This window comes from Neoroseomonas oryzicola (assembly GCF_012163135.1).
Taxonomy (GTDB): Bacteria; Pseudomonadota; Alphaproteobacteria; order Acetobacterales; family Acetobacteraceae; genus Neoroseomonas; species Neoroseomonas oryzicola.
In genome coordinates, this window is the sequence record NZ_JAAVUP010000002.1 from 365,406 (window position 1) to 389,165 (window position 23,760).

At 71.6% G+C, this 23,760-nt stretch carries 22 protein-coding genes; 12 read left to right on the top strand and 10 right to left on the bottom strand.

Annotated features, from left to right (window positions below; translation table 11 throughout):
- The first annotated feature begins 14 nt into the window (after positions 1-14).
- From GWK15_RS08270 to GWK15_RS08295, 6 genes are all read left to right on the top strand, one after another.
- The gene (locus tag GWK15_RS08270; RefSeq protein WP_168040815.1) at positions 15-446 is read left to right on the top strand and encodes a 23S rRNA (pseudouridine(1915)-N(3))-methyltransferase RlmH; all 432 of its coding nucleotides are present in this window, start codon (positions 15-17) and stop codon (positions 444-446) included.
- 39 nt (positions 447-485) lie between these two features.
- Complete coding sequence (locus tag GWK15_RS08275) at positions 486-1,163, top strand: NnrU family protein (RefSeq protein ID WP_168040816.1); 678 nt, start codon at positions 486-488, stop codon at positions 1,161-1,163.
- A gap of 66 nt (positions 1,164-1,229) precedes the next feature.
- Positions 1,230-1,685: a MarR family winged helix-turn-helix transcriptional regulator gene (locus GWK15_RS08280; protein ID WP_168040817.1), complete on the top strand. Its 456-nt coding sequence runs from the start codon at positions 1,230-1,232 to the stop codon at positions 1,683-1,685.
- A 10-nt stretch (positions 1,686-1,695) separates the two neighbouring features.
- Positions 1,696-2,097 carry a DUF1398 domain-containing protein gene (locus GWK15_RS08285; RefSeq protein WP_168040818.1) on the top strand — a complete coding sequence of 134 codons (402 nt, stop codon included), beginning with the start codon at positions 1,696-1,698 and terminating at the stop codon, positions 2,095-2,097.
- Between the two features lie 63 nt (positions 2,098-2,160).
- Positions 2,161-3,717: a 2,3-bisphosphoglycerate-independent phosphoglycerate mutase gene (gene gpmI / locus GWK15_RS08290; protein ID WP_168040819.1), complete on the top strand. Its 1,557-nt coding sequence runs from the start codon at positions 2,161-2,163 to the stop codon at positions 3,715-3,717.
- A 136-nt stretch (positions 3,718-3,853) separates the two neighbouring features.
- Complete coding sequence (locus GWK15_RS08295; protein ID WP_168040820.1) at positions 3,854-6,007, top strand: type VI secretion system Vgr family protein; 2,154 nt, start codon at positions 3,854-3,856, stop codon at positions 6,005-6,007.
- On the opposite strand, the gene GWK15_RS08300 is transcribed toward GWK15_RS08295, so the two are convergent.
- The 6 genes from GWK15_RS08300 to GWK15_RS08325 form a co-directional block, all read right to left on the bottom strand.
- Positions 5,976-7,250, bottom strand: coding sequence for a TIGR02270 family protein (locus GWK15_RS08300; protein ID WP_168040821.1), 1,275 nt, complete (start codon positions 7,248-7,250; stop codon positions 5,976-5,978). The two genes, GWK15_RS08295 and GWK15_RS08300, sit on opposite strands and share 32 nt — an antisense overlap.
- Positions 7,247-8,077 (bottom strand): hypothetical protein, encoded by an 831-nt coding sequence (locus GWK15_RS08305; RefSeq protein ID WP_168040822.1) that lies wholly within the window; start codon positions 8,075-8,077, stop codon positions 7,247-7,249. The genes GWK15_RS08300 and GWK15_RS08305 overlap by 4 nt, the downstream gene beginning before the upstream one ends.
- Positions 8,078-8,248: 171 nt before the next feature.
- The gene (locus GWK15_RS08310) at positions 8,249-9,385 is read right to left on the bottom strand and encodes a PAAR-like domain-containing protein (RefSeq protein WP_168040823.1); all 1,137 of its coding nucleotides are present in this window, start codon (positions 9,383-9,385) and stop codon (positions 8,249-8,251) included.
- A complete protein-coding gene (locus tag GWK15_RS08315) occupies positions 9,385-10,482 on the bottom strand; it encodes a hypothetical protein (protein ID WP_168040824.1) in 1,098 nt (365 codons plus the stop codon). The genes GWK15_RS08310 and GWK15_RS08315 overlap by 1 nt, the downstream gene beginning before the upstream one ends.
- Positions 10,479-11,594 (bottom strand): DUF2169 family type VI secretion system accessory protein, encoded by a 1,116-nt coding sequence (locus GWK15_RS08320; protein ID WP_168040825.1) that lies wholly within the window; start codon positions 11,592-11,594, stop codon positions 10,479-10,481. Before GWK15_RS08320 ends, GWK15_RS08315 begins: the two co-directional genes overlap by 4 nt.
- Before the next feature lie 19 nt (positions 11,595-11,613).
- Positions 11,614-12,090: a DUF6484 domain-containing protein gene (locus GWK15_RS08325; protein WP_168040826.1), complete on the bottom strand. Its 477-nt coding sequence runs from the start codon at positions 12,088-12,090 to the stop codon at positions 11,614-11,616.
- A gap of 194 nt (positions 12,091-12,284) precedes the next feature.
- Between GWK15_RS08325 and GWK15_RS08330 the strand changes: the two genes are divergently transcribed.
- The 5 genes from GWK15_RS08330 to GWK15_RS08350 all read left to right on the top strand — a co-directional run bounded on the left by GWK15_RS08330 (position 12,285) and on the right by GWK15_RS08350 (position 17,901).
- Complete coding sequence (locus GWK15_RS08330; RefSeq protein WP_245211504.1) at positions 12,285-13,253, top strand: Bug family tripartite tricarboxylate transporter substrate binding protein; 969 nt, start codon at positions 12,285-12,287, stop codon at positions 13,251-13,253.
- 153 nt (positions 13,254-13,406) lie between these two features.
- Positions 13,407-14,747, top strand: coding sequence for a murein hydrolase activator EnvC family protein (locus GWK15_RS08335; RefSeq protein WP_168040828.1), 1,341 nt, complete (start codon positions 13,407-13,409; stop codon positions 14,745-14,747).
- 126 nt (positions 14,748-14,873) lie between these two features.
- Positions 14,874-16,259 carry a S41 family peptidase gene (locus tag GWK15_RS08340; RefSeq protein WP_168040829.1) on the top strand — a complete coding sequence of 462 codons (1,386 nt, stop codon included), beginning with the start codon at positions 14,874-14,876 and terminating at the stop codon, positions 16,257-16,259.
- Positions 16,260-16,288: 29 nt separating this feature from the next.
- A complete protein-coding gene (locus tag GWK15_RS08345; RefSeq protein WP_168040830.1) occupies positions 16,289-17,422 on the top strand; it encodes a divergent polysaccharide deacetylase family protein in 1,134 nt (377 codons plus the stop codon).
- Positions 17,419-17,901 (top strand): RNA pyrophosphohydrolase, encoded by a 483-nt coding sequence (locus tag GWK15_RS08350; protein WP_168040831.1) that lies wholly within the window; start codon positions 17,419-17,421, stop codon positions 17,899-17,901. The genes GWK15_RS08345 and GWK15_RS08350 overlap by 4 nt, the downstream gene beginning before the upstream one ends.
- On the opposite strand, the gene GWK15_RS08355 is transcribed toward GWK15_RS08350, so the two are convergent.
- On the bottom strand, positions 17,902-18,849 hold the full coding sequence (locus GWK15_RS08355) for a tripartite tricarboxylate transporter substrate-binding protein (RefSeq protein WP_168040832.1): 948 nt from the start codon (positions 18,847-18,849) through the stop codon (positions 17,902-17,904).
- Between the two features lie 120 nt (positions 18,850-18,969).
- On the opposite strand from GWK15_RS08355, the gene GWK15_RS08360 reads away from it, so the two are divergent.
- Complete coding sequence (locus tag GWK15_RS08360; RefSeq protein ID WP_168040833.1) at positions 18,970-20,037, top strand: LLM class flavin-dependent oxidoreductase; 1,068 nt, start codon at positions 18,970-18,972, stop codon at positions 20,035-20,037.
- A gap of 108 nt (positions 20,038-20,145) precedes the next feature.
- On the opposite strand, the gene GWK15_RS08365 is transcribed toward GWK15_RS08360, so the two are convergent.
- From GWK15_RS08365 to GWK15_RS08375, 3 genes are all read right to left on the bottom strand, one after another.
- Positions 20,146-22,188 (bottom strand): sensor histidine kinase, encoded by a 2,043-nt coding sequence (locus GWK15_RS08365; RefSeq protein ID WP_168040834.1) that lies wholly within the window; start codon positions 22,186-22,188, stop codon positions 20,146-20,148.
- A gap of 66 nt (positions 22,189-22,254) precedes the next feature.
- On the bottom strand, positions 22,255-23,274 hold the full coding sequence (locus GWK15_RS08370; RefSeq protein ID WP_168040835.1) for an NADP-dependent oxidoreductase: 1,020 nt from the start codon (positions 23,272-23,274) through the stop codon (positions 22,255-22,257).
- Positions 23,275-23,553: 279 nt separating this feature from the next.
- Positions 23,554-23,739, bottom strand: coding sequence for a hypothetical protein (locus GWK15_RS08375; RefSeq protein WP_168040836.1), 186 nt, complete (start codon positions 23,737-23,739; stop codon positions 23,554-23,556).
- Positions 23,740-23,760: the final 21 nt, after the last annotated feature.

Consider the following 23,760-nt stretch of genomic DNA (forward strand, 5'->3'; position numbering starts at 1 on the left):
TCGCCGTCGGGCGGATGAAGGCGGGGCCGGAGGCCGCGCTCTACGCGCATTACGCCGCGCGCCTCCGCCCGCCGCCCGAGGTCGCCGAGATCCCCGAAGCCCGCGGCTCCGCGGGCGAGGTGCGCAAGCGCGAGGGCGCGGCCCTGCTCGCCGCCCTGCCCGCCGATGCGCTGGCCGTCGCCCTCGACCTGGGCGGGGAGGCGCCGGACAGCGCGCGCTTCGCCGCCCTGCTCGCCCGCTGGGAGGAAAGCGGGCGCAGCGTCTGCTTCCTGATCGGCGGGGCGGAAGGTCTCGACCCCGCGGTGACCGCGCGGGCGGAGCACCGCATCGCGCTCGGGCCGATGACCTGGCCGCATTTCCTGGTGCGCGGGATGCTGGCGGAACAGCTCTACCGCGCCCAGGCGATCCGCCAGAACCACCCCTATCACCGCGCCTGGCGGCCGTGACCCTGGACGGCGCGCCCCGCGCCGCCAGATGATCACGCGATGATCCTGCTGATCCTCGCCGCCTTCGTCTGGGTCTTCGTCCATGTCGGCGTGTCCGGCACGCGGCTGCGCAACCGCGGCGTCGCGCTGCTGGGGGAGGGGGGCTTCACGGTTGCCTTCTCCATCGCCTCCGTCGCGTCGATCGGGTGGCTGGCCTCGGCCTGGCAGGGGGCGGCGACGGTGCCGCTCTGGTTCGCGCCGGGCTGGCTGCGCTGGATCCTGGCGCTGCTCATGCTGCCGGGCTTCGTGCTGTTCGCCTGCTCGCTGATCGGCAACCCGACGGCGATGGGCGGCGCCGGGCTGATCGCCCGGGGTCCGCGCGGCATCCAGCGGGTGACGCGGCATCCGATGCTCTGCGCCTTCGCGCTCTGGGCGGCGGTGCACATCCTCGGCAACGGCGATACCGCGGCGATCGTCTTCTTCGGGGCCTTCCTGGTCACCGCGCTCGCCGGCATGCCCTCGATCGACGCCAAGATGGCGCGGCGGCACCCCGAGGCCTGGCCCGGCTTCGCCGCGGCGACCTCGATCCTGCCCTTCGGCGCCATCCTGGCGGGGCGGAACCGCTTCGTGCCCGGGGAGATCGGCTGGCTGGCGCCGGCGGCGGGCGTGCTGCTCTGGGCCGGGGTGCTGCACGCCCATGCGAGGCTGTTCGGAGTGCCGGTGCTGATCTTCGGCTGACGCGGGAGAATTTGATTGACTAGGAAACCAGATCATGTAGTTTCCTAGTCAATCAAAGGCTCCGCCATGACCGCCAGCGTCTCCGACCTCACCGACCATCTCGGTTTCTGGCTGCGCCAGGTCTCGAACCATGTCTCGCAGGCCTTCGCCCGGCGGCTCGCAGACCAGGGCGTGACCGTGGCGGAATGGGCCGTGATGCGGGTGATGTTCGACGAGGCGCCGATGGCGCCGAGCCGGCTCGCCGACCGCATGGGCCTGACGCGCGGCGCGGTGACCAGGCTGGCCGACCGGCTCGTCGCCAAGGGCCTCCTGCTGCGGGAGGCGAGTGCGGAGGACGGGCGGGCGCAGACCCTCGCCCTGACCGCGCCGGCGCGCGAGCTCGTCCCGCGCCTCGCGGCCCTGGCCGACGCCAACGATGCGGCCTGTTTCGCGCATCTCACGCCGGCGGATCGCGCCGCGCTCGACCGGATCCTCAAGGACATGGTGGCCCGCCTCGGGGCCACCGCCGTCGCCATCGACTAGGAGAAGACCCATGGACGAACGTCTCGCGGCGATCGCCGCCCGATGCCTCGACGATGCCGAGACCGGCGCCGCCAGCTTTCCGCAGATCGTCGGCCGCCTGATGGAAGCCGGCTTCGAGAGCTACGCCATCGACTACCGGCGCTCGACCGCGACCTATTACCTGCCCGATGGCGACAGCGTCGTGCTGCCCGCGCCGCGCCATGCCTCGGCGATCGGTGGTCCCTTCGATGTCGGCGCGCTGCGGGCCGCGATCCGCGAAGCGCAGCAGCAGGTGCCCGGCTACACCTATGGCGGCTTTTGCGCCAAGGCGATGGCGGCGGGCTGCGTCGGCTACGTCGTCTCCTTCCCCGGCCGGCGCGCGGTCTATTCGGGCCGCACCGCCGAAACCCATGTCGAGCAGTTTCCGCAATGAACCCCTGGCCTTGCCGGCCGGGCGCGGCAGGGGTTAAGCCCCGCCCAGCCTGAGGAACCTGCCATGCCCGCCACCCGCCCGCGCCCCGTGATGCTTGTCATCCTCGACGGCTGGGGCTGGCGCGAGGACCGCGCCGACAACGCCGTGCTGCAGGCGCGCACGCCCGCCTTCGACCGGCTCTGGGCCGACTCTCCGCACGGCTTCCTGCGTACCTCGGGCCGCGATGTCGGGCTGCCGGACGGGCAGATGGGCAATTCCGAGGTCGGGCACCTCAACATCGGCGCCGGTCGCGTGGTGATGCAGGACCTGCCGCGCATCGGCAACGCCATCGCGGATGGCTCGATCGCATCGCTCCCCGCGCTGACCGGGCTGGTCGCGGCGCTCAAGGCGTCGGGCGGCACCTGCCACCTGGTCGGGCTGCTCTCCCCGGGCGGGGTGCATGCCCACCAGGACCATGCGGTGGCCCTGGCGCGCGTGCTGTCCGGCGCGGGGGTGAAAGTCGCGATCCATGCGCTCACCGACGGGCGCGACACCGCGCCCAAGGCCGCTCCCGATTTCCTCGCGAAGTTCGAGGCCGACGTCGCGACGCTACCGGGCGTTTCCATCGCGACCGTCATCGGCCGCTATTTCGCGATGGACCGCGACAATCGCTGGGAACGCGTGAGCCAGGCCTATGACGCGATGACGCTGGGGGAGGGCGCGCATGCCGCGACCGCCCAGGCCGCCATCGCCGCCGCCCACGACGCCGGCAAGACCGACGAGTTCATCCCCGCGACCGTCATCGGCGGCTATGCCGGGATGAAGGACGGCGACGGGATGCTCTGCTTCAACTTCCGCGCCGACCGGGTGCGGCAGATCCTCGCCGCCTTCCTCGATCCGGGCTTCACGGGCTTTCCGCGCAAGCGCGTCGTGCGCTTCGCCGCGGCCGCGGGCATGACCGAGTACAGCGAGGCGCTGAACCCCTTCCTCGCGACGCTGTTCGCGCCGCAATCGATGGACGACATCCTCGGCGCGGTGGTCGCCAAGGCGGGACTCAAGCAGCTCCGCATGGCGGAGACCGAGAAATACCCGCACGTCACCTACTTCCTGAACGGCGGGGAGGAGACGCCCTTCGCGGGTGAGGAGCGCATCCTCGTCGCCTCCCCCAAGGTCGCGACCTACGACCTGCAGCCCGAGATGTCCGCACCCGAGCTGACCGACAGGGCCGTCGCGGCGATCGGGTCCGGCGCCTTCGACCTGATCGTGCTGAACTTCGCCAATGCCGACATGGTCGGGCACACCGGCAGCCTCGCGGCCGCGACGAAGGCGGTCGAGGCGGTGGATGCCGGCCTCGGCCGCATCGCGGAGGCGGTTCGCGCGGCCGGCGGCGCGTTGTTCGTCACCGCCGACCACGGCAATGCCGAGATGATGAAGGACCCCGCCACCGGCGGCCCGCATACCGCGCACACCACCAACCCGGTGCCGGCGATGCTGATGGGCGGCCCGGCGGGGGCGCGCCTGGCCGATGGGCGGCTCGCGGACATCGCGCCGACGCTGCTCGCGCTGCTCGGCGTCGCGCAGCCAGCGGCGATGACGGGGCATTCCCTGATCGCGACGGACCGGGCGGCTGCCGCGGACTGAGCCCAAGGCGCCACCTGCTTCTCGGTTGCTTGAGCAAGCCAGGTCACAGCGTTAGCGTTCGGCAACGATCACCATGCCCGGCCGGGCGGCGCCGTGTGCCGGTGCCGCGGCCCCGGCCGGCTGGAGGCTTCGCGCGATGCCGTACGACCAGACCACCCGCGTGCTCAAGATCGAGACGGAGCTCGGCGCGGACAACGCCGTCCTGACGGAGATGGACGGGCAGGACGCGCTGTCGCGGCCCTTCGTCTTCAACATCCGTTTCGCGACCACGGAGGCCGACGACAAGGTCCGCAAGCTCCTCGGCACCAAGGTCTCTCTGTCCTTCGGTCTGCCGGGAGAGATCGAGGGCGGGCCGCTCGGCCTCGAGCGCCGGGTGCTGAACGGGCATTTCCGGCGCCTGCGGCGCATCGGCACCTCCTTCGCGGAGGAGGCGGAATGGTACGGCGAGGTCGTGCCCGCGGTCTGGTTCCTCTCCCGCACCACCGATTGCCGGATCTTCCAGGGCAAGACCGTCACCACGATCATCGAGGACATCCTCAAGCTCCATAAGATCACCGACTACAAGATGAAGACGACGGGCTCCTACCCGACGCTCGACTACTGCGTGCAGTACCGGGAATCCGCGCTCGACTTCATCACGCGGCTGATGGAGCAGAACGGGATCTTCTTCTGGCACGAACATGCCAACGGCAAGCACACGCTGGTCATCGGCGACGAGAACGGATCGACGGTCGCGCCGGCCTTCCCCGATTTCACCGTCGACGCACGCCCCGGCGCCGATGGCCTGCGCAGCCTGGACGAGGACTTTGCGGTCCGCTCGGGCAAGTGGACGATGCGCGACTTCAACTTCGAGACACCGTCGAACAGCCTCGAGGTCACGGACCCCACGCAGGTCGATGTCGAGGCGACGAAGGAACGCGAGCTCTACGACTATCCCGGCCTCTATCCCGTGACCGGGGACGGTCGCACCTTCGCGCGCATCCAGATCGAGCACGAGGAATCACTTTATCACCTTCGGCGCGGGACCAGCACCATCGCCGCGCTCGATGCCGGGGCGCGGCTGAAGATCGCCGATGTCGAGGAACCCGAGGTGCTGGTCACCGAGATCCGCCACCACGGCATCGACCGCAGCCACTGGACGCCCGAGCGCCTGAAGCACGAGGAGGTCGTGGCGCCGCACTACGAGAACGAGTTCGTCTGCCTGCCGCGCAAGGTGCCGTTCCGCAGCCCGCGCGTCACGCCCAAGCCCTTCGTCCGCGGCCCGCAGACCGCGATCGTCACGGGGCCTTCGGGTGAGGAGATCCATACCGACAAGTACGGCCGGGTGAAGGTGAAGTTCCACTGGGACCGCGTCGGCAAGAAGGACGACACGTCATCCTGCTGGGTGCGTGTCTCCCAGGGCATCGCCGGCGCCGGCTGGGGGCAGATCCACATCCCGCGCATGGGCCAGGAGGTGATCGTCGACTTCCTCGAAGGCGATCCCGACCGGCCGATCATCACCGGGCGCGTCTACAACGCCGAGAGCAACGTCCCCTACGCCCTGCCCGCCAACAAGACGCAGTCGGGCATCAAGACCAACTCGTCCAAGGGCGGCGGCGGGTCGAACGAGATCCGGCTCGAGGACAAGAAGAGCTCCGAGCAGGTCTACGTCCATGCCGAGAAGGATCTCGACACCGAGGTCGAGAACAACGAGACGCGCAAGGTCGGCCTGAAGGGCACCGGCAACCGCACCACCAACATCAAGAACGACGAGACCATCACCGTTGGCGGCAACCGCACGGAGACGGTGGTGAAGAACGAGACCATCACCATCCAGCAGAACCGTACTGAGATGGTCGCGAAGAACGAGGCCGTCGCGATCGGCATGTCGCGCGAACATGCGATCGGCATCGCGGATTCGCTCACCGTCGGCGCGGCACGGTCGCATTCGGTGGGCGCGACTGAATCGATTTCGATCGGCGCGTCGCAGTCGATCAGCGTGGGGTCGAACCAGACCACCGAAGTCGGCTCGAACCAGTCCACCCAGGTTGGCAAGAACCAGACGACCTCGGTCGGCGACAACAGCAGCACGACCGTGGGCAAGAACGGCACGGTCAGCATCGGCAAGAGCTTCAAGCTCGATGCCGGGGACGAGATCGTGCTGACGACCGGCAGCGCTCAGATCATCATGAAGAAGAACGGCGACATCACGATCAAGGGGAAGAACATCACGATCGATGCGTCGGGGAAGGTGAGCGTGAAGGCGTCGTCCGACGTCGTCATGAAGGGGCAGAAGATCCTGCAGAACTGACCCCGCCCATGGCCTGCGCCAGTTGCTGCCGCTGCAGCCGCCCGCGGGCGCGGGCTTCGAACATCGGCTGGCCTGGCTGGCGTATTGCAAGTTCCATCGCCGCGGCCAGGCGCTGCCGCTGGAAGGCGTCGCTGAGCGCGCCGAGCCAGTTCGCGGATTGCTTGGGCTCGCCGAGGAAGAAGGCGGTGCCCGCCGGGAAGCGCTTCGCGTTGCGTCCCCACCAGGCGCCGATCTTCCGCGGATCGGGCCAGGGGAGCCATTCATCCTCGTCGAGGGCGACGTTCTCGTCCGCGGGGTCGTCGTTGGGGCCGGCCTCGAAGCCTTCTGGCGGGTCGCGGTCCATGTCGAGATAGGCGATGTCGAGGCCGGTGATCATCGCCACCGCCTCCCCCGCGACGCGGGAGATGTCCGCTTCCTCCATGCAGGCGAGCAGCCACGGGATGTAGAGCGGATCGCCGAGGATGCCGGTCGCGCGCACCAGGGAGCGCCGGCGGTCGGGGAGGTTGCGCGAATAGGCGCTGAGCCAGGCGTTGCCCTGTTCGATGGGCACGCGGCGCAGCAGCATCTCTAGCGCCGCATCGGCGCGCGGGCCGGTGCCGCGGGCGATCTCGGCGAGGACGCCGAAGGGTTCGGTGGCGCCGAGGCGCGCGGCCGACCAGGCGGCCCAGAAGCGGCATTCGGGATCGGGGTCGGCGCGGGCTGCGAGGAGCTGCGGCAGCAGCGCGAGGCGGCCGAGCTGGCCGATGGTGCGGAAGGCGCGGGCGCGGGGCAGGGGTTCGGGGTCGGCGGCGAAGGTGGCGAGGAGGTCGTCGGGGACGTTGGAACGGCGGGCGCCGATGGCGGCGATGGCAACGGCGCGGATGACCGGGTCGGGTGAGAGGAGGTGGGCGTCGATGGCGGCGCGGGCGGGGGCGCGGTCGGACCAGGCGAGGGCCGCTACCGCACCGCTTGTCGCTAGGGCGACCGCGGCGGGAAGGACGGCAGTGACTAAGTTGCCACCCTCCAAGGCCATACTGACCGCTTCGAAGGCAGCTGCGGACGATCCCTCGGTCGGCTCGGACGCGCGATCGCCGGGTTGCCGGCGCCATCCGAGCGTCAGAGCCTCGAGAAAGGCAGTGATGCGCTCGTCGATGCGCGCAAGATCGCCAAGCCGGACATGTGGCGCGCGGACAAGAAAGCAGCGGCGCCCCCAGAGGTCGATGGTCCCCTCCCTGAGTATCGCTGGATCAGTCGCCGTGATCATGCGTCGCCGCCGGATGGCATCTCACGTCGTTCCGGCACATCCAACACGGGCATGGACCGCCACATCAATCCATCCTCCGTTACGGAGACCCTTTCGCCTCCGAAGCACCAGAGCCTTCCGAAGCCTGCGCTCAGGCTGCTGCACTGCAACTGGCCGAGCTCTCGAAGCGCCGCGACTTCGCTCAGATCGCCGTCCTCGTCCATGACGAAGAGGCCATTCGACGTACCGCAATAGAGGCGGCCGTCGAATGATTCGATGTCCCAGATGTCGTGGGCGAGCGGCGCGGTGTCGACAATCGCCCAGCCGGCCTTCTCGCGACGTATCAGAAGCCCAAGAATTCCTGAGGCGTAGAGGATCGCGTTATGCTCGGTCACGTGCGTCAGCAGCAGATTGCTGGGGCTGCTGAGACGCTGCCAGTGTTCAGTAAACTCCCAGATCTCGCCGCGGTATCCCACCGCTGCAAGGGTCCCATCCGCCGAGCCGCAGATCGAGGTGAGACCGGTCGCCATGCCTGACGACCTGTCGAGAAGCCCGGCATCAACCCTGGTCCAGTGTCCGAGATGGTCGCGGCAATAGGCCTGCCGGCCCATGCCGACAGCGAACACCCTTTCGCGAATTGCGCGAATCTCGCGAAGCGGCCCTTGGTCAGGTGGGCCGTCACTCGGCGGGTCGATCAATTCCAACTCATTGCCCGCAGACGAAATCTTCAGGGCTTCGCCATTCTCGCCCAAGGCGAAAATCGCTCCGGCGCCCGCGTCGATGGAGACGGCATGCCAATCCGTGCCAAAGACCATCGGGTCCGGCGCCATTCGGTAATCGACATACATTGTGCCCGGGATCCGCGTGCCATCGTCCGTCGCGACCTGCGCGACGATGAGAGCGCCGCCAGGGGTTGCGACACCTGTCGGGAACCTAAATTGCGGCATTGAAGCCATCCCTCCAAACCGGAATGGACGCCATCGGACAGGCCGGTGAGTGATGGCAATGCGCCAGCCCGCTCAGCCCCGATTGTCCCTCAGCCATCGTGAACCCTCCGGGTAGTGCTGGGATTCATCGAGCCGTATCGGCTCGTCCTTGGCCATCTTCGCCGGCCCGGTGTGGTAGGCGTCGAGTTGCGCCTTGGCGCACTTTTCGGTGCATTGCGGATGCACCGTGTTCAGCGCCTTCGCGCCCGCGTTGGACGCGTCATTATAAGTCCACCGCGACGTGATGTCCTTGCCGGAGGCGTCCTTACCGAAGACATGCAGCACCGGCGCGCCGCGGAACCGGCGTTTCTCGCGTTCGGTCACTGCGTGCATCGCGCCGTGGTCGGTGTATCCGACAGCAGTATCCGCGCAGACTGTCGGCGCAGCATCCTGATTGTAGTCGCCCAGTCCGGGCAGGGCGATGGGCTTGCTAAAGGTGCCCTCTTGCCAGAAGGCCGGGCCGATCGTCGATGTGAAGCTCTTTGCGCTCATGCCCAGTACGTTACCAAGACCCTCGCGCCCCCCCGGCTCGGTGAAGTTATTCACCTCGACCAAATGATGACCGGTCTTGCCGGGGCAGCAGTTCGGTGAACCACTCCGGCCATAGGGGACGAGCTTGCATGCTTGTGCTGTCTGGCACGCCGCGTCGGCGCATTCTTTGGCGCGGTCGCCGCCGTGCGGACCGCAAGCGGTTTGCTCCGCCGCCTTCTCCGTGGCGCATGGGTCGTTTGCCACCGCCATGGCGTCGACATAGGGCCAGGGCGGCGTATTCGCAGGCTGGCACTGCTCATTGTGCATCGTCATATCGAGGTGCCGGTCGACATTCGCTCCCTCGACCTTCACGTCCATCGACCACATCGTGAAGCTCGCTTCGCCCTGGATGGTGTGGGTCACCACACCCATCCCGAGCGATTTCGTCGCCGCCTCGTTGCCAGTGCTCGTCTTGAAGACCGACTTGTCCTTCAGCATGATCTCCTTTCCGGAGATCTGCACCGTCGTGCTGCCGTTCGTCGTGTCGCTGGCGTATGCGGTGTTGGGATACGGCAGCGGCACCGGCCCCGCTGGCGGGGATGGCGGGGACAGGCACACATCCGGGAACGCCGCGACGGTCTTGCCCGCCGCAGCCTTGCAGGCGATCTCCCGGCCGTTGGCATAGACCTCGTTCGCCATCAGACCAACGCGCTCCGGCGCCGCTGGCCGAATGTCTCCTCCGCCCGCGTCTCCAGCGCGAGGGTCTGCGGCGTCGTCGCCCGCGCGACGAAGCTCGCGCGCTTGTCGTCGTCATTGCCGAGGTGCCCGAGGAACACCGGTCCCGGCAGGTAGTCCTTCCGCGCCCCCGCCAGCAGCATCGCCAACATTGCCGGCAGCGTCGCCGCGCCCACCTCGCCGATGCAGTCCGCCGGATGCCACAGCCCGAACCACACCTTGCGGTCGCGAAGGATGCGCGTGATGGCGAGCGCGGCTTCCTTGAAGCGATACTGCTCGCCACTGACATCCGCGATCCGATGGTCGCAGTCCTTCAATCCGATGCCGGCATCGGCGAGCGCGGCGCGGATCGCCTGCACCAGGCCCTCCGCGCGCAGCGGCTTGCCGCTGCCGTAATGCGCTGCCTCACGCCCGAAGCCGAGGCCCGTCACCAGAAGCGGCGCCTGCGGTCCTTCGCTGTCCTGCAGGGCGAGCAGCACCGCGCCCGCCGCCTCGCCCGGGATGAAGCCGTTCGAGTTCGCCTTGGTCAGCAGCCGATCCTCGCCGTCATAGCCCATCAGCGTCTGCGCGATCAGGTAGCTGTCGACGCCGGCGACGATGACGCGCGCATGCCCGGCCGCCAGGAACTGCCGCGCATTCAGCAGCGCGATGGCCCCGCCCACCCGCCCCTGCGGCACGACGCGGGAGGATGGATGCAGATCGTGCCCGAGCAGCGCGGCGATCTCCTGCAGCAGCAGGCTGTCGAGGCCGCTCAGCCGGCCGGGCCGCTGCTCCTCGGCGACGCAGAGCAGCACCGGCACGCGTTCCGGCGCGACCGTCTCCGCCGCCGCCGCCAGGCATTCCGCGATCGCGCGCGCCGCCATGCGCGCGAGCTTCGCATGGCCGCGCCACGGTTCCTCGAGCGTCACCTCGCTCGCGATCAGCCACTCCCCGTCCTGGCCGATGAAGCGCGTCTCCTGGAAGTTGTTGATGCCGCAGCGGATCGCCGCGCAACTCTCCTCCGCCGTCAGCCCGAGCCCGCAGACGAGCCCCGAGGCCAGCACGGCAAGCGGCGCGCTCACGCCAAGGTCTCCTCTTGGCGCTTCTCCCGCACCGCGGCCGAGAGCGAGGGATAGTAGGTCTTGCCGAGCTCCATCGCGCGCCACCAGCCGCGCGACATGCGCCCGACCAGGATCTGAACGATCTCGAAGATATCCCGCTCCAGCGGCAGGCTCGCCCGCCACACCATGCTGAAGCGCTCGGCGTCCGGCTCGAACAGCACCGTGTCCAGCGTCGCCTGCATCTCCGCCCGCTCCCCGCGACGGCGGAAGAAGACGACCGGCACCTCGACGCCCGGCAGCGCGAAGTCCCGCCGTCCGTCCTCGGTCATGCCGACGATCAGCACGCGTTCCCCGCCGCGCGGCGTCTGCACCTGCTGGTCGGGCGGCGCGCACTGGAAATACGCTGGGTCGAAATCTTGCGGCAGGAAGGGAAAGACGTTGTCCTGCCAATGCTGGTCATAGGTGCCGGCGAGTGGGATGCGATGCTGCCAGTTTCGCCCCACCGCCCCGAACGCCATCGGCCGATGGTTCCCGTTCGGCCGTGTCACCGGATCGGACTGCTCCTCGGTGTTGGACACCGGCTTGCCGTCGACCAGTTCGCGCTGCGTCAGCCTGTGCCATCCGCGCCCGACGGGGTTCGGCAGGTAGCTGCGGTGCTCCTCCGCGAAGGGCGAGAAATCGTCCACCCCGCCGAAGGCGTTGTCGTAGGAGATCGGCAACCGCGTGAACGGCCGCGGCTGGCTTGGCGAGGCACCGGTCACACCGGCTTCCCAGACCCGGTCACCCCAGACCGTGAAGGCCTTCTGCATCGCGCCGAACTGCAGCCCGACGACGACGCGCTGCGCCAGGCCGCCGCCGAGCGCATAGGCCGACCCGTTCAGCAGGATGTCGCAGCGCGGCTTCATCGGCACGAAGTCGCACTCGACGATCGTCGCCGACCGGCTAGGCTCGCCCGTGAAGGTGTCGGCGTCCGCCAGCGGCACCTGTTCCTCGAGCAGCCGCGGCGGCGCCGTGTCGCCGCGCCGTGGCAGGCTGAAGGTTCCTTTCACCGCGACGACGAGCCGCTCCCTCGCATCGGTGTCGAGGCCGAGCGTGTAGCCCGCTGCCATGCCGGAGGCGTTGAGGAGCTTCATCGCGCCTCCTCCCGGCCGGTCAGTTGATGTGGACCGAGGCGCCGGTGATCCGCTGCATCCCCGAGGACCGCAGCGACACATAGGCCCCGCGCACCAGCACCTTGCCCGCGCGGGTGAGCGTGATGCTCGCCTTGCCGCATTGCAGGACGATCTCCTGCCGGGCCGAGAGGACCAGGCGTTCCTCGTCGCGCTGCACCACGACGGCGGGGCTCGCCTCCGTCGTCGGCGCCTCGCGCAGCAGGCCGATGACGACCGGCCGCATCGGATCGCCGCCGAGGAAGGTGAGCGCGGCGCGCCGCCCGATCGCCGCGGCGTCGATTGCGGCGGTGAGCTCCGCCCGGACCGGGCCGCCGGCCGGGTTGAAGTCATGGTCGACGAAGACCTCGCCGGCCTCGTTCATCATGGCGATGGTGCCGATCACGATCTCGGCCGCGGCGGGCGGGGCAGGGCCGGCGCTGCCGGATCGTGCGGATGACTTGGCCTTGAGCGACGACATCCCGCGCACCCTCCGCTGCCGACCGGCCCGACAGGCGGCAGCCTCCGCCGCGCCGCGCCTCCATCCCGACGGCGAAAGGTTAGGCGCGTGGATCGTTGCGTTACAAGCGCGACCCGCGCTGAAGTCCCGGCGTTGCGTGACCCCCGTCACGCGATAAAAGGCGCGATGCCCGGACAACGGGGATGGAGGAACGCTTGATCACCCGACGCTCGACCCTCGCCGCGGCCGGCGCCCTCGGCCTGGCGCGCCCCGCCCTGGCCCAGGACGCCTGGCCGAGCCGCCCCGTGACCCTCGTCGTCCCCTGGGCTGCCGGCGGGTCGACCGATGCCGTGGCGCGCATCTTCGCCCAGCGACTGTCCCAGGACACCGGCCGGTCCTTCGTGGTGGACAACCGCACCGGCGCCAACGGCACGATCGGCTTCGCCTCGGTCGCGCGCGCCAGGCCCGACGGCTACACGCTGCTCGTCAGCACTGTCAGCACCTATGCGATGGCGCCTTGGCTCTATCAGCTGCCCTATGACAACGAACGCGACCTGATCGGCATCGGGCTGCTCGCCGCCATGCCGATCATCATGGTGGTCAACAAGGACTTCCCGGCACGCACCCTGGCCGAGTTCGTCGAGTTGGCGCGCCGGCCCGACCACCGCATCACCTATGCGAATTCGGGCATCGGTTCCTCGACGCATCTCGCGACCGAGCTCTTCCTCCAGGAAGCGCGGCTGACCATCCCCGATGTCGGCTATCGCGGTGGCGGGCCGGCGGTGCAGGGGGTCATCGCCAACGAGACGCCGATGGTCTTCCAGGCGGCCTCGGGCATCCTGCCGCAGATCCAGGCGGGCACGCTGCGCGCGCTCGCCGTTGCCTCGCGTGAACGCAGCCCGCTCGCGCCCGAGATCCCGACCTTCGCCGAGCAGGGCTTCCCCGGCGTGGTGGTGGAGGAGCACATCGCCCTGCAGGCCCCGGCCGGCCTGCCGCCGGAGATCATCCGCCGCGCCAACGACGTCGCCCGCGCGGCGATGGAGGCGCAGGAGACCCGCCAGCGCCTTGCAGCCCTCGCGGTCGTGCCGATGGTGACCGGCCCCGATTCCTGGCCGGCCTATTTCGCGGCCGAGAACGCGAAGTGGCGGGACATCGTCCGGGCGCGGAACATCCGCGTGCAGTGAGGCCGGGGGCGCGAAGGCGGTGCCTTCGTGCCCCTCCGCGGAAAGCCCTCCTTCGGCGCTGCCGCGCGACGTGGGGGGCAAGCCTTTTGGCCCCGGGCACCGCATAGGCGTTGAGTGGTGCCTCGGCGACGGCGGACGTCAGCCTGCGGCCGGTTGCGGCGGCGCGGGCGCGGCTGCTTTCCTGCAACGAGTCCGCCGTCCTTCCGACGCGGCGGCGCAGAATGGAGGCACGGCGGGATTCTGAGGCCGCATGTCCTGATCGCCCTGTCGCTGGCCGGCCTCGCCCTGCCCGCGACGGCCTTCGCGCAGCCGACGCGCGAGGCCGTCCAGGATGCCCGCCGCGCCGCCGAGGCCGAACGCGCCGCGGCGGCCGAGGCCGCACGCCTGGCGCAGGAAGCCGCCGAGCTCGAGCGCGGCCTTGCCCGCCAGCGCGTCGCCATGGCCGAGCGGGTCCAGCGTGCCGAGGCGGTGCTGGAAGCCGCGCAGGAGCGGGAACGCGCCGCCGCCGATGCCGCCCTCGCCGCGCGCGCCGAGGTCGAGCGCCGCGCCGCCGCGCTGGCGCCGCTGATGCCGGTGATGCGCCGGCTCTCGCTGTGGCCGGCCGAGACGCTGCTCGCCATCCCCCAGCCGCCGGAGGAGGCGCTGCGCGGCGTGCTGGTGCTGCAAGGCGTGGCGCGGCAGATCCGCCGTGACGTCGACGCCCTGCGCGCGGCCGACGAGGAAGCGTCCCGGCGGATGCGGGTCGCCGCCGCCGAGGCCGCCCTGGTCGCCGCGGCGCGGGAGGAGGCGGTGTCCACCGCGCGGGCCCTCGATGCCGAGATCGCCGCTGCCCGCATGCGCGAGGCCGAGGCCCGCCAGGCGGAGCGCGAGGCCGGCCGTCGCGCCCAGGAAGCCCTCGCGCGCGCCTCGGACCTCGCCGACATGCTCTCCCGACTCGAACGCGAACGCGCCCGTGAGGCCGCCGCCGCGGCCGCCCGCGAACGCGCCGAGGCCGCCGCCCGCGCGCGGGAGGAACGCGCCGCCCGCCGCGCCGGCCGCCCGGTGCCCGAACCGCCCCCGGCCGCCCCGCCGGCGCCGGAATCCGCCGCCGTCGCCGCCGCCCCCGGTGGGGCGCGGGCCCAGCCGGTCTCCGGGCGCGTCGTCCGCGGCTTCGGGGATGCCGCCGAGGGCGGGCCCGCCCGGGGCCTGACCGTGGCCGCCCCCTCGGGCGCCCGGGTGGTCAGCCCCTGCGCGGGGAGGGCCGTGTTCAGCGGTCCTTTCCGAAGTTATGGCCTGCTGCTGATTGTCGAGTGCAGCGACGGGCACCATGTGGTGCTGGCCGGTCTGGGCCGGCTCGACGCCACGACCGGGGCCCGGTTGCTGGCGGGGGAGCCGGTCGGCGTCATGGCGGAAGGGGAGGGCGGCCGCGCGCGGCTCTACCTGGAACTCAGGCGCGAGGGCCGGCCCGTGGACCCCCAGCCCTGGCTCGGGCCGGCGCGGCCGGGCGCCGGCTAGGCGGGGGCGCAGGTAACGGTCGTGTATCCGCGCGGTTTCGGGCTGCCTCGCCGCCCGGTTGCGCGGTAGGGTGCAATATCGCCGCCGGCGACCATCGGCCGGCCGGCAGGAATGGAAGGATCTGGCATGCGGCGCAGGACCGGCACCTACGCGGCGATCGGCGCGGCCTTTGCGGCTGGCATCGTGGCCGGGCCGCTCGTGGCGGCCTGGGCGCAGGACGGCAACCGGGCGGAGACCTACCGGCTGCTGAACCTGTTCGGCGACGTCTTCGAACGCATCCGCGCCGAGTATGTCGAACCGGTCAACGACCGCGACGCGATCGAGAACGCCATCCAGGGCATGCTCGCCGGCCTCGACCCGCATTCCTCCTACATGAACCCGCGCATGTACCGGGACATGCAGGTCCAGACGCGCGGCGAGTTCGGCGGCCTCGGCATCGAGGTCACGCAGGAAGGCGGCTACATCAAGGTCATCTCGCCGATCGACGAGACGCCGGCCGCGCGCGCCGGGGTGAAGCCGGGCGACCTGATAACCCATCTCAACGGCAATTCCGTGCAGGGGCTGACGCTGCAGGAAGCGGTCGAGCAGATGCGCGGCGAGCGCGGCACCTCGATCCGCCTGACCATCCGGCGCGAGGGCACGGACCGCCCGGTCGAACTCACCCTGACGCGCGACGTCATCCGCCCGCAGGTGGTGCGCTTCCGCGTCGAGGGCGGCGACATCGGCTACATCCGCCTCACCTCCTTCAACGAGCAGACCGAGGTGGGGCTGCGTCGCGCCATGCAGCAGATCCGCCAGCAGGCGGGGAACAACCTCAAGGGCATCGTGCTCGACCTGCGGAACAATCCGGGCGGGCTGCTCGACCAGGCGGTGCAGGTCTCGGACGACTTCCTCGACCAGGGCGAGATCGTCTCGACCCGCGCCCGGCGCTCGGAGGATTCGCAGCGCTGGAACGCGCGCGCGGGCGACATCGCGCAAGGGCTGCCGATCGTGGTGCTGATCAACGGCGGGTCGGCCAGCGCCAGCGAGATCGTCGCCGGCGCTCTGCAGGACCATCGCCGCGCGATCGTCCTCGGCACCAAGTCCTTCGGCAAGGGCAGCGTGCAGACCGTCATGCCCATCCCGGGCAACGGCGCCATCCGCCTGACCACGGCGCGCTACTACACGCCCTCCGGCCGGTCCATCCAGGCGACCGGCATCGAGCCGGACGTCGAGGTGCGGGCGACGCGCGAGGAAGGCAACCAGGCCGCCGCGGCACGCCGCGACCGCGAGGCCGACCTGCGCCGCGCGCTGCGCAACGACAACAGCGGCCAGCAGCAGGCCGCCCCGCCGCTGCCGCCGCTGAACCTGCCGGCCGGCCTCGTCGAACGCGTGCAGCGCGACCCGGCCGAGGGCGCGCCCACCTTCGACCCCACCAAGCCCGAGACCGACCACCAGCTACAGCAGGCGCTTCAGCTGCTGCGCGGCATCGCGGCTTCGCCGAACCCGCAGCGTCGCGCCTCGGTGCGCTGACGGCCCACGGGACGCGCGACGGGATGCGCGTGCCAGGCTGGCGTTGGCTGGGGGTCTTCTGGGCCGTGGTCGCGCTGGGCGCGGCCGGCACGGTCTGGCGGCTGCACCAGCTCGGGCCGCCGGAGGCGCCTGCGCCGGCCCCGGGCGAGGCGCCGGCGCCGCAGGTCGGCCCCGCGCCGGCCACTCCTGAACCGCCGGCGCCCGCCCAGGCTGTTACCGCGCCTGCGCCACCCGCGGCCGAAGCGCGATCGGCGCCGATGCCCGCCGCGCCTGAACCTCCTCCTCTCGCCGCGGCGCCCGCGCCGGCCTCGGCCGCCGGGCGGCCGATCCCCGCGCCCGACCCGGCCTTGCTTGAGACCGGGCGCCACGGCGCGCTGCCGCGCATCGGCGCCGATGGCCGCACCTCCATCCGTGCCTATGCGCGGGAGTTCGACCGCCGCGATACCCGCCCACGAATCGGCATCATCGTCTCGGACATCGGCCTGTCCGCCACCCAGACCGACGACGCGATCCGCCGCCTGCCGCCCGCTGTGGCCCTGGCGCTGTCACCCTATGCCGTGCGCCCCGGCCAGGCGGCCGAACGCGCGCGCGAGCGGGGGATGGAGACGCTGATCGCCATCCCGATGGAACCCGCCGGCTACCCCACCAACGACCCCGGCGACCGCGCCCTGCTGACCGGGCGGCCGATGGCGGAGAACCTCGACCTGCTCGACTGGTCGCTGTCGCGCGCCCAGGGCTATGTCGGCGCCATCGGGGCGATCGGCGGCATGCGCGGGGAACGCTTCGCGGCGCTGCCCGACGCCGTCGGCGCGGTGCAGGACGTGCTGTTCCGCCGCGGCGTGCTCTATGTCGACCCGCGGCCCGGCGCCGCATCGCCTGCCCGCGCCTGGGGGCGCAGCGTCGACCTCGTGCTCGACGAACCGGGCGGCACGCGCGGGGAGATCGACCGGCGCCTGGCGGAACTCGAGGGCCTCGCGCGCGAGCGCGGCGCCGCGCTGGGCCTGTCGGGATCCGCCAGCCCCGTCGTGGTCGAGCGCATCGCCGCCTGGGCGCAGGGGCTCGATGCGCGGGGGCTGGTGCTCGCCCCCGTCTCGGCCATGATCCGCCGGCCGGAGGGCAGCGCCTCCGATTCCAATCCCCTCCGTCCCGCGAGCGCGCCATGAAGGACCTGCCCTACCGCGACAATGTCGGCGCGGTGCTGTTCAACCACGCCGGCCTGGTGCTGGTCGCGCGCCGCGCCGACCTGCCGAACGCCGAAGGCGCGCCGGGCGGCTGGCAATTGCCGCAGGGCGGCATGGACAAGGGCGAGGACCCCGCCGTCGCCGTCTTCCGCGAACTGGAGGAAGAGATCGGCACCGCGCGCGCCGAGATCCTCGCCGAGCATCCGCGCTGGCTCACCTATGACCTGCCCTCCGACCTGATCGGCAAGGCGCTGGGCGGCAGGTATCGCGGCCAGCGGCAGAAATGGTTCGCGCTGCGCTTCACCGGCGCGGAGGCCGACATCCGCCTCGACCTCGACCCGCATCCCGAATTCGACGCCTGGCGCTGGGCGCCGCTCGCGGAGCTGCCGGCGCTCGCGGTCGAGTTCAAGCGCGCGATCTACGAGGACCTCGCACGGGAATTCGCGCGCTTCGCGGGCTGATCAGCGGCGCCAGGGCGTCGTGCGCCACAGCTCGCCGTAGTCGCGGGCCTGATCCTCCACGAAGCGCGTCATGGTGGCGCGGTCCATGTGGCGCACGATCAGGAAGTCGCGTTCCGCGAGCGCCTTGAATTCGGGATCGGTCGCCGTGCGGCGGATGGCCTCCTCCCAGCGCGCGACGATCGGCGCCGGCGTCGCCGCGGGCAGGGCGAAGCCGCGGGCGGACCCGGCGGCGACCGGCACGCCCTGCTCGAAGCCCGTCGGCAGGTCGGGCGCCTTGTCCCAGCGTTCGCGTTCGAGGATGGCGACGACGCGCAGCGCGCCCTGGATATGCGCGCGCACGGTCAGGCTGACGGTCGAGATCGACCCCGCCACATGCCCGCCCTGGACCAGCTGCATCGCCTGGCCCGCGCCCTGCGTCGGCACCCAGGTGAAGCGCACGCCGGCGGCGCGCTCGATCGCCATCAGCGCCAGGTGCGGCGCGCTGCCGACGCCCGCACCCGCGATGGTGATCGTCTCCGGCGCGTCGCGCGCGGCCGAGACGAGGTCGCGCAGCGTGCGGAAGGGCGTGCCCGTGCCGACGAAGACGGTGTAGGGCTCGTCCGTCAGCAGCCCCGCATAGGCGAAGGAATCGACGCGGTAGCGCGGCGTGTTGTCGTACAGCGCGGTGACGAGCGCGGGGAAGGAGACGAGCGCGACGTTGCGCCCGTCGGGCGGCGCGGCCGCGACATCGTTCAGCATCAGCATCCCGCCGGCCCCGGGCTTGTTCACCACGATGATCGGCGTGCCGCCGAGATGCTTCTCGAGGAAGGGTGCCGCCATGCGCGCGGCGAGGTCGATATTGCCGCCCGGCGCGAAGCCGACCTGGATCTGCACCGGACGGTCCTGCGCGCGGGCGCGCAGCGCGGGCAGGGCGAGGCCTGCGGCGAGAAGGATGCGACGCGTGCTCACCGGCAGCCGATCCCCATGCTGACGCGGGAAGCCTAGCGCGGCGCGATCCCGCCGCAAGCGCGAAGGTTGCGCGCCCGCGCCGTTCCGCTACGATTTCCGCATCCCCGCGGAGAGGCCCGGATGCTGCGCTTCAGCAATTTCCTCTTTCCCGAGAGCCGCGACCCCGGTCGCGACGCGGAGGTGATCGCCGACTGCATCGAGGAAGCGAAGCTCTGCGACGAGCTCGGCGTCGAGGTGCTCTGGCTGGCCGAGCACCATTTCGACGGCAATTGCGCCTATGTCGATCCGGTCACCTTCGCCGCCGCCGTGCTCGCCGCGACGAAGCGCATCAAGGTCGGCTTCGCGGTGGCGCAGGTGTCGCTGCACCATCCGATGCGGCTCGCCGAGCAGATGTCGCTGCTCGACAACCTCGGCCGCGGGCGGGTGATCGTCGGCCTCGGCCGCGGCACCGCCTACAACGTCTACGAATACCAGGGCTACGGCATCCCGCACGAGGAAGCGCTCGAGCGCTACGAGGAGGCCGAGGGCATCATGCTCAAGGCCTGGACCAGCCCCGAGGGCTTTAGCCACGAGGGCAAGCACTGGACGCTGAAGGTGCCGCGTTTGCGCCCGCAGCCCTTCACACAGCCGCATCCCTACCTGATCCGCGCGGCGTCCTCCGAGGCTGGCGCGTTGCACCTGGCGCGTCGCGGCGTGCCCTTCCTGATGAACGTGCAGTCGAACGAGACGACGGCGAAGCGCCTCGCGCTCTATCGCGCCGCGATGGCCGAGGCCGGCTTCGATGCGGCGCATATCGCGCGCTGCCTCGACGAATCCTGGGTGTGGCGGAACGTCGTCGTCGCCGAGACCGACGCCGAGGCCGAGCGCATCGGCATCCCCGCCTTCGAGGCCATGCAGGAACACCGCAAGGCGCTGCGCGAACGCATCTATGCCGAGCAGGGCATCATCATGAAGAAGGAGGAGGTGCCGCCCGCGCGCGTCAATCCGAGCCACGCGCTGATCGCGGGATCGCCCGCGACGGTCGCGGCGAAGATGGCCGAGATCGAGTCGACGGGCGTCGGCGGCGTGATCTGCTCCTTCCGGCTCGGCCCGATGCCGGCGGCGACGGCGGCGACCTCGATCCGCCGGTTCATGGAGGAGGTCGCGCCGCGCTTCGCGGCCCCGGCCGTGCCGGCGGCGGCGGAATAGGATCCGGCCTGTCGGAAGCGAGTCAGGCGCGCAGCCCCACCCGGCCCCCGACGACTGCATCCGGAACGGGCGGGCGGGAGGGCCGGCGCCGCACCATCAACGAAGCCCCTAGGACGGCCCGGCGCGGACGCGCGACAGCGGCACGCGGATCTCGCAGACCAGCCCCTCGTCGGGCCAGCGACGGTCGAGCGACCCGGCCAGCTGGCCCGCGATCGTCGCCTCCATGACGCGAGACCCGACGCCGCGGCGCGACGGCATGCCGGGCGCCGGCCCGCCGCTCTCCGCCCAGCGGATCGTCAGCATTCCGGCATCCTCGTCCACCTGCCAGCTCGCCGCGACGCGGCCTTCGGGCGCCGAGAGCGCGCCGTGCTTCACCGCGTTGGTGGCGAGCTCGTGGAAGACGATGCTGAGCGGCTGCACCGCCTCCGCGCGCAGCCGCAGCGGCCCGCCGGTCAGGACGAAGCGCTCGCGGGCCTCTCCCTTCGCCGGCCGCGTCGCGCCATAGGGCGCGAGCTCCTCGGCGATCACCGCGCGCAGCGGCGCGCCGGTCCAGCGTTCCGCGGCGAGCAGCGACTGCGCGCGCGCGAGCGCCGCGATGCGCCCTTCCACCACCCGCGCATAGGTCGCCGCATCCTCCGCCCGCGTCAGGCGCAGGATGGCCTGCACGATGGCGAGCGAGTTGCGCGCGCGGTGGTTCACCTCCTGCATCAGGATCTGGCGGCGTTCCTCGGCCTCCCGCCGCGCGGTGATGTCGCGCACCATGCCGGAGACGCGTTCCGGCGCGCCGGTCAGCGGGTCGACGCCGACCACGGCGCCGGTGCTCTCGAGCCAGCGCCAGCGGCCATCGGCGCCGGCATAGCGGTATTCCTCGCGATAGCCGGGCGCGCGGCCCGTCCTGGCGCGGTCCCAGGCCTCGAGCACGCGCGGACGATCGGCGGGATGGATGCGCGTCACCCAATCCTGGAACGGGGTCGTGGTCTGGTCGGGCTCCAGCGCCAGGATCTCGACCGTGCGGGCGGATCGCGTGGTCAGGCCGGTCCGCAGGCTGGTCTCCCAGGTGCCGAAGCGACCGGCGTCGATCGCCATGCGCAGCCGCTCCTCGCCCTCGCGCACCGAGGCGGTGCGCTCGGCCACGCGTTCCTCGAGCCCGGCGAGCGTCGCCTCGAGCGCGAGCTGCTGCCGGCGCACCACCCAGCCGAAGGCGCCGAGGGCAAGGATGGCCGGCACTCCGATCAGCAGCAGGGGCGTCGCGGCCTGCCACCAGCGCTCCACCACGACGTCGCGCGGCCGCGCCACCGCGACCGCGAGCGCGGGATGGCTGCCGAGCACGGCGAAGCGCACCAGCACCGGCTGCCCGTCGCGCGGCGTGCGGCCGTCCACCCGTCCTTCCGTCTGCCCGGTCGCGAGGGCGGCGATCAGCGGCTGGGACGGGCCGAGCGGCGGCGCCGGCGCGGGCATCGGCGGCTGGCGGGCGAGGATCTGTCCGTCGGTCCGGATCAGCGCCGCGGAATCCTGGGGATTCCCCCGGGCGCGCCCGAGCCCGATGCCCATGCGGTTCGCGTCGAGCAGCACCGCGACCGTGCCCGGCGCGCCGATCCGCTCCTGCGCCAGCATCACCAGCGGCGGCCGCCCCGGTCCCGGCGCGAAGGCCGCGCTGATCGCCTGGTAGGCGCCGACCGGGACGAGGCCCTCGCGCGGCAGCGACGGCAGCGGCAGCGCCGGTTCGCCGGTGGGGGTGGCGACGAACAGGGGCTCGCCCCCCGCGGCGGTCACCACGACCGCACGCGCGAGGGGCATCCCGGTGATCATGCGCGCCAGGCGATCGCGCAGCGCCGGCTCGGCCTCGCGCAGCGCGGCATCGTCCATGCCGGCGATGCTCTCGGCGATGCGCGCCGACAGCCGGCCATGGCCCTCGAGGACGCGCAGGGCGAACTCGCGCGCCGCCTCGGCGCCGACCGTGAGCTCGCGGTCGGCCTCGGCCCAGACGGCGTGCCAGGCGCTGCGGCAGGCGGCGCCCAGGATCAGCGCCGGCACCAGCATCACCGCGCCGAGCAGCAGCAGCGGGCGCCGGTTGCGCCGCGGCGGGGGCGCGCGGCGGCTCGGTTCCGGAGGTGCCGCTTCCGCGAGCGGCTTCGGGGCGAACTGGTCCATCGGGGGGCTCGCCGAGGTATCCCGGCCTGCCCCCCGGCTGTCCAGTTACTTCCTCGGCAGATGCGATCAGTCGATCTTGATCACCAGCTTGCCGAAGTTCTCGCCCTTCAGCAGGCCGATGAAGGCGCGCGGGGCGTTGCGCAGCCCGTCCACCACGTCCTCCCGCCAGCGCAGCCGGCCGGCGCGGATCCAGCCCTCCATCTCGGCGCGGAAGGTGGCGTAGCGGGACCAGCCGGTGTCGCTGACGATGAAGCCCTGGATACGCAGGCGCTTGCGCACCACGGGGCCGAGGTTCGGCCCAGGGGGCGCGCCCGAGGCATCGGCGCCCGGCGCTTCGTTGTACTGGGCGATCATGCCGCACATCACCATGCGGCCGAAGTCGCGGAAGCGCGGGAACACCGCGGCCTGGGTCTTGCCGCCGACATTCTCCCAGTAGACGTCGATGCCCTCGGGCGCCGCGGCGTCGAGTTGCGCCTCGAGGTCCCCGTGATGATCGAGGCAGGCGTCGAAGCCGAGCTCCTTGACCACGAAGTCGCACTTCTTCGCCCCGCCGGCGACGCCGACGACCTTGCAGCCGCGGATCTTGGCGATCTGCCCGACCACCTGGCCGACCGCGCCCGAGGCGGCCGAGACCACCACCGTCTCGCCCGCCTTGGGCTGGCCGATGTCCTCGAGCCCGGTCCAGGCGGTCAGCCCGGGCATCCCGAGCACGCCGAGGCTGCTCGACAGCGGCGGGTCGGCCTCGGGCACCTTGAACAGCCGCTCCGGCCCGACGACGGAGAAGCGCTGCCAGCCATAGCCGCCGAGCACGATGTCGCCCGGCTTGAAGCCGGGGTGGCGGGAGGCGACGACCTCGCCGGCCGTCTGGCCTTCCATCACGGCGCCGAGCGCGACGGGCTTGGCATAGGATTTCGCGTCCGCCATCCGCCCGCGCATGTACGGGTCGAGGGAGAGGTAGCGGGCGCGCACCAGCACCTGCCCGTCGCCGGGCTCGGGCACCGGGGTTTCGACGATGTCGAAATCGGCTTCCACGGGCGCGCCCACGGGGCGGCGCTTCAGCAGGATCTGCAGGTTGGTTTCGGCCATGACGGTCCTCCGATCTTTTCGGAGGATGGCATGGTCGTGGCGGCGCGACGAGGCGGGGTGCCGGGCAGGGCAGCCCGCGGAGGCCCGAAACGACACCGGCCCGCACCCCTCATCCGGCCAGCCAAAGGCTTGCCGAATGGGGGTGCGGGCCGGTGCCGCCCGGGCGGAAGGTGCGCCGGTGCCGGCTTCATGTGCCCGCGCTTACGGCAACGACCCTGGCCCGTTGTTCGTGGGGGCATCTTCACCCGGTCGGGTGGGGCCACCCGGCCGGGACGCGCCCTAGCGGCGCGCCTTTCCCTTGGCGATCTCGCGCTCGATCGAGCTCCGTTCGGTCGCGCCGGACCGGCGGATGATCTCCCGCACGATGGCGGGCGAGATGCGGTGCCGCTTCGCGAGGTAGGCGATCTCGTCCTCGATGTTCGTCTCCGCCTTCGGGCTGGCGGCTGTGGCGTCCTGGTAGGTCATGGACGGGTCCTTTCTCGCGGG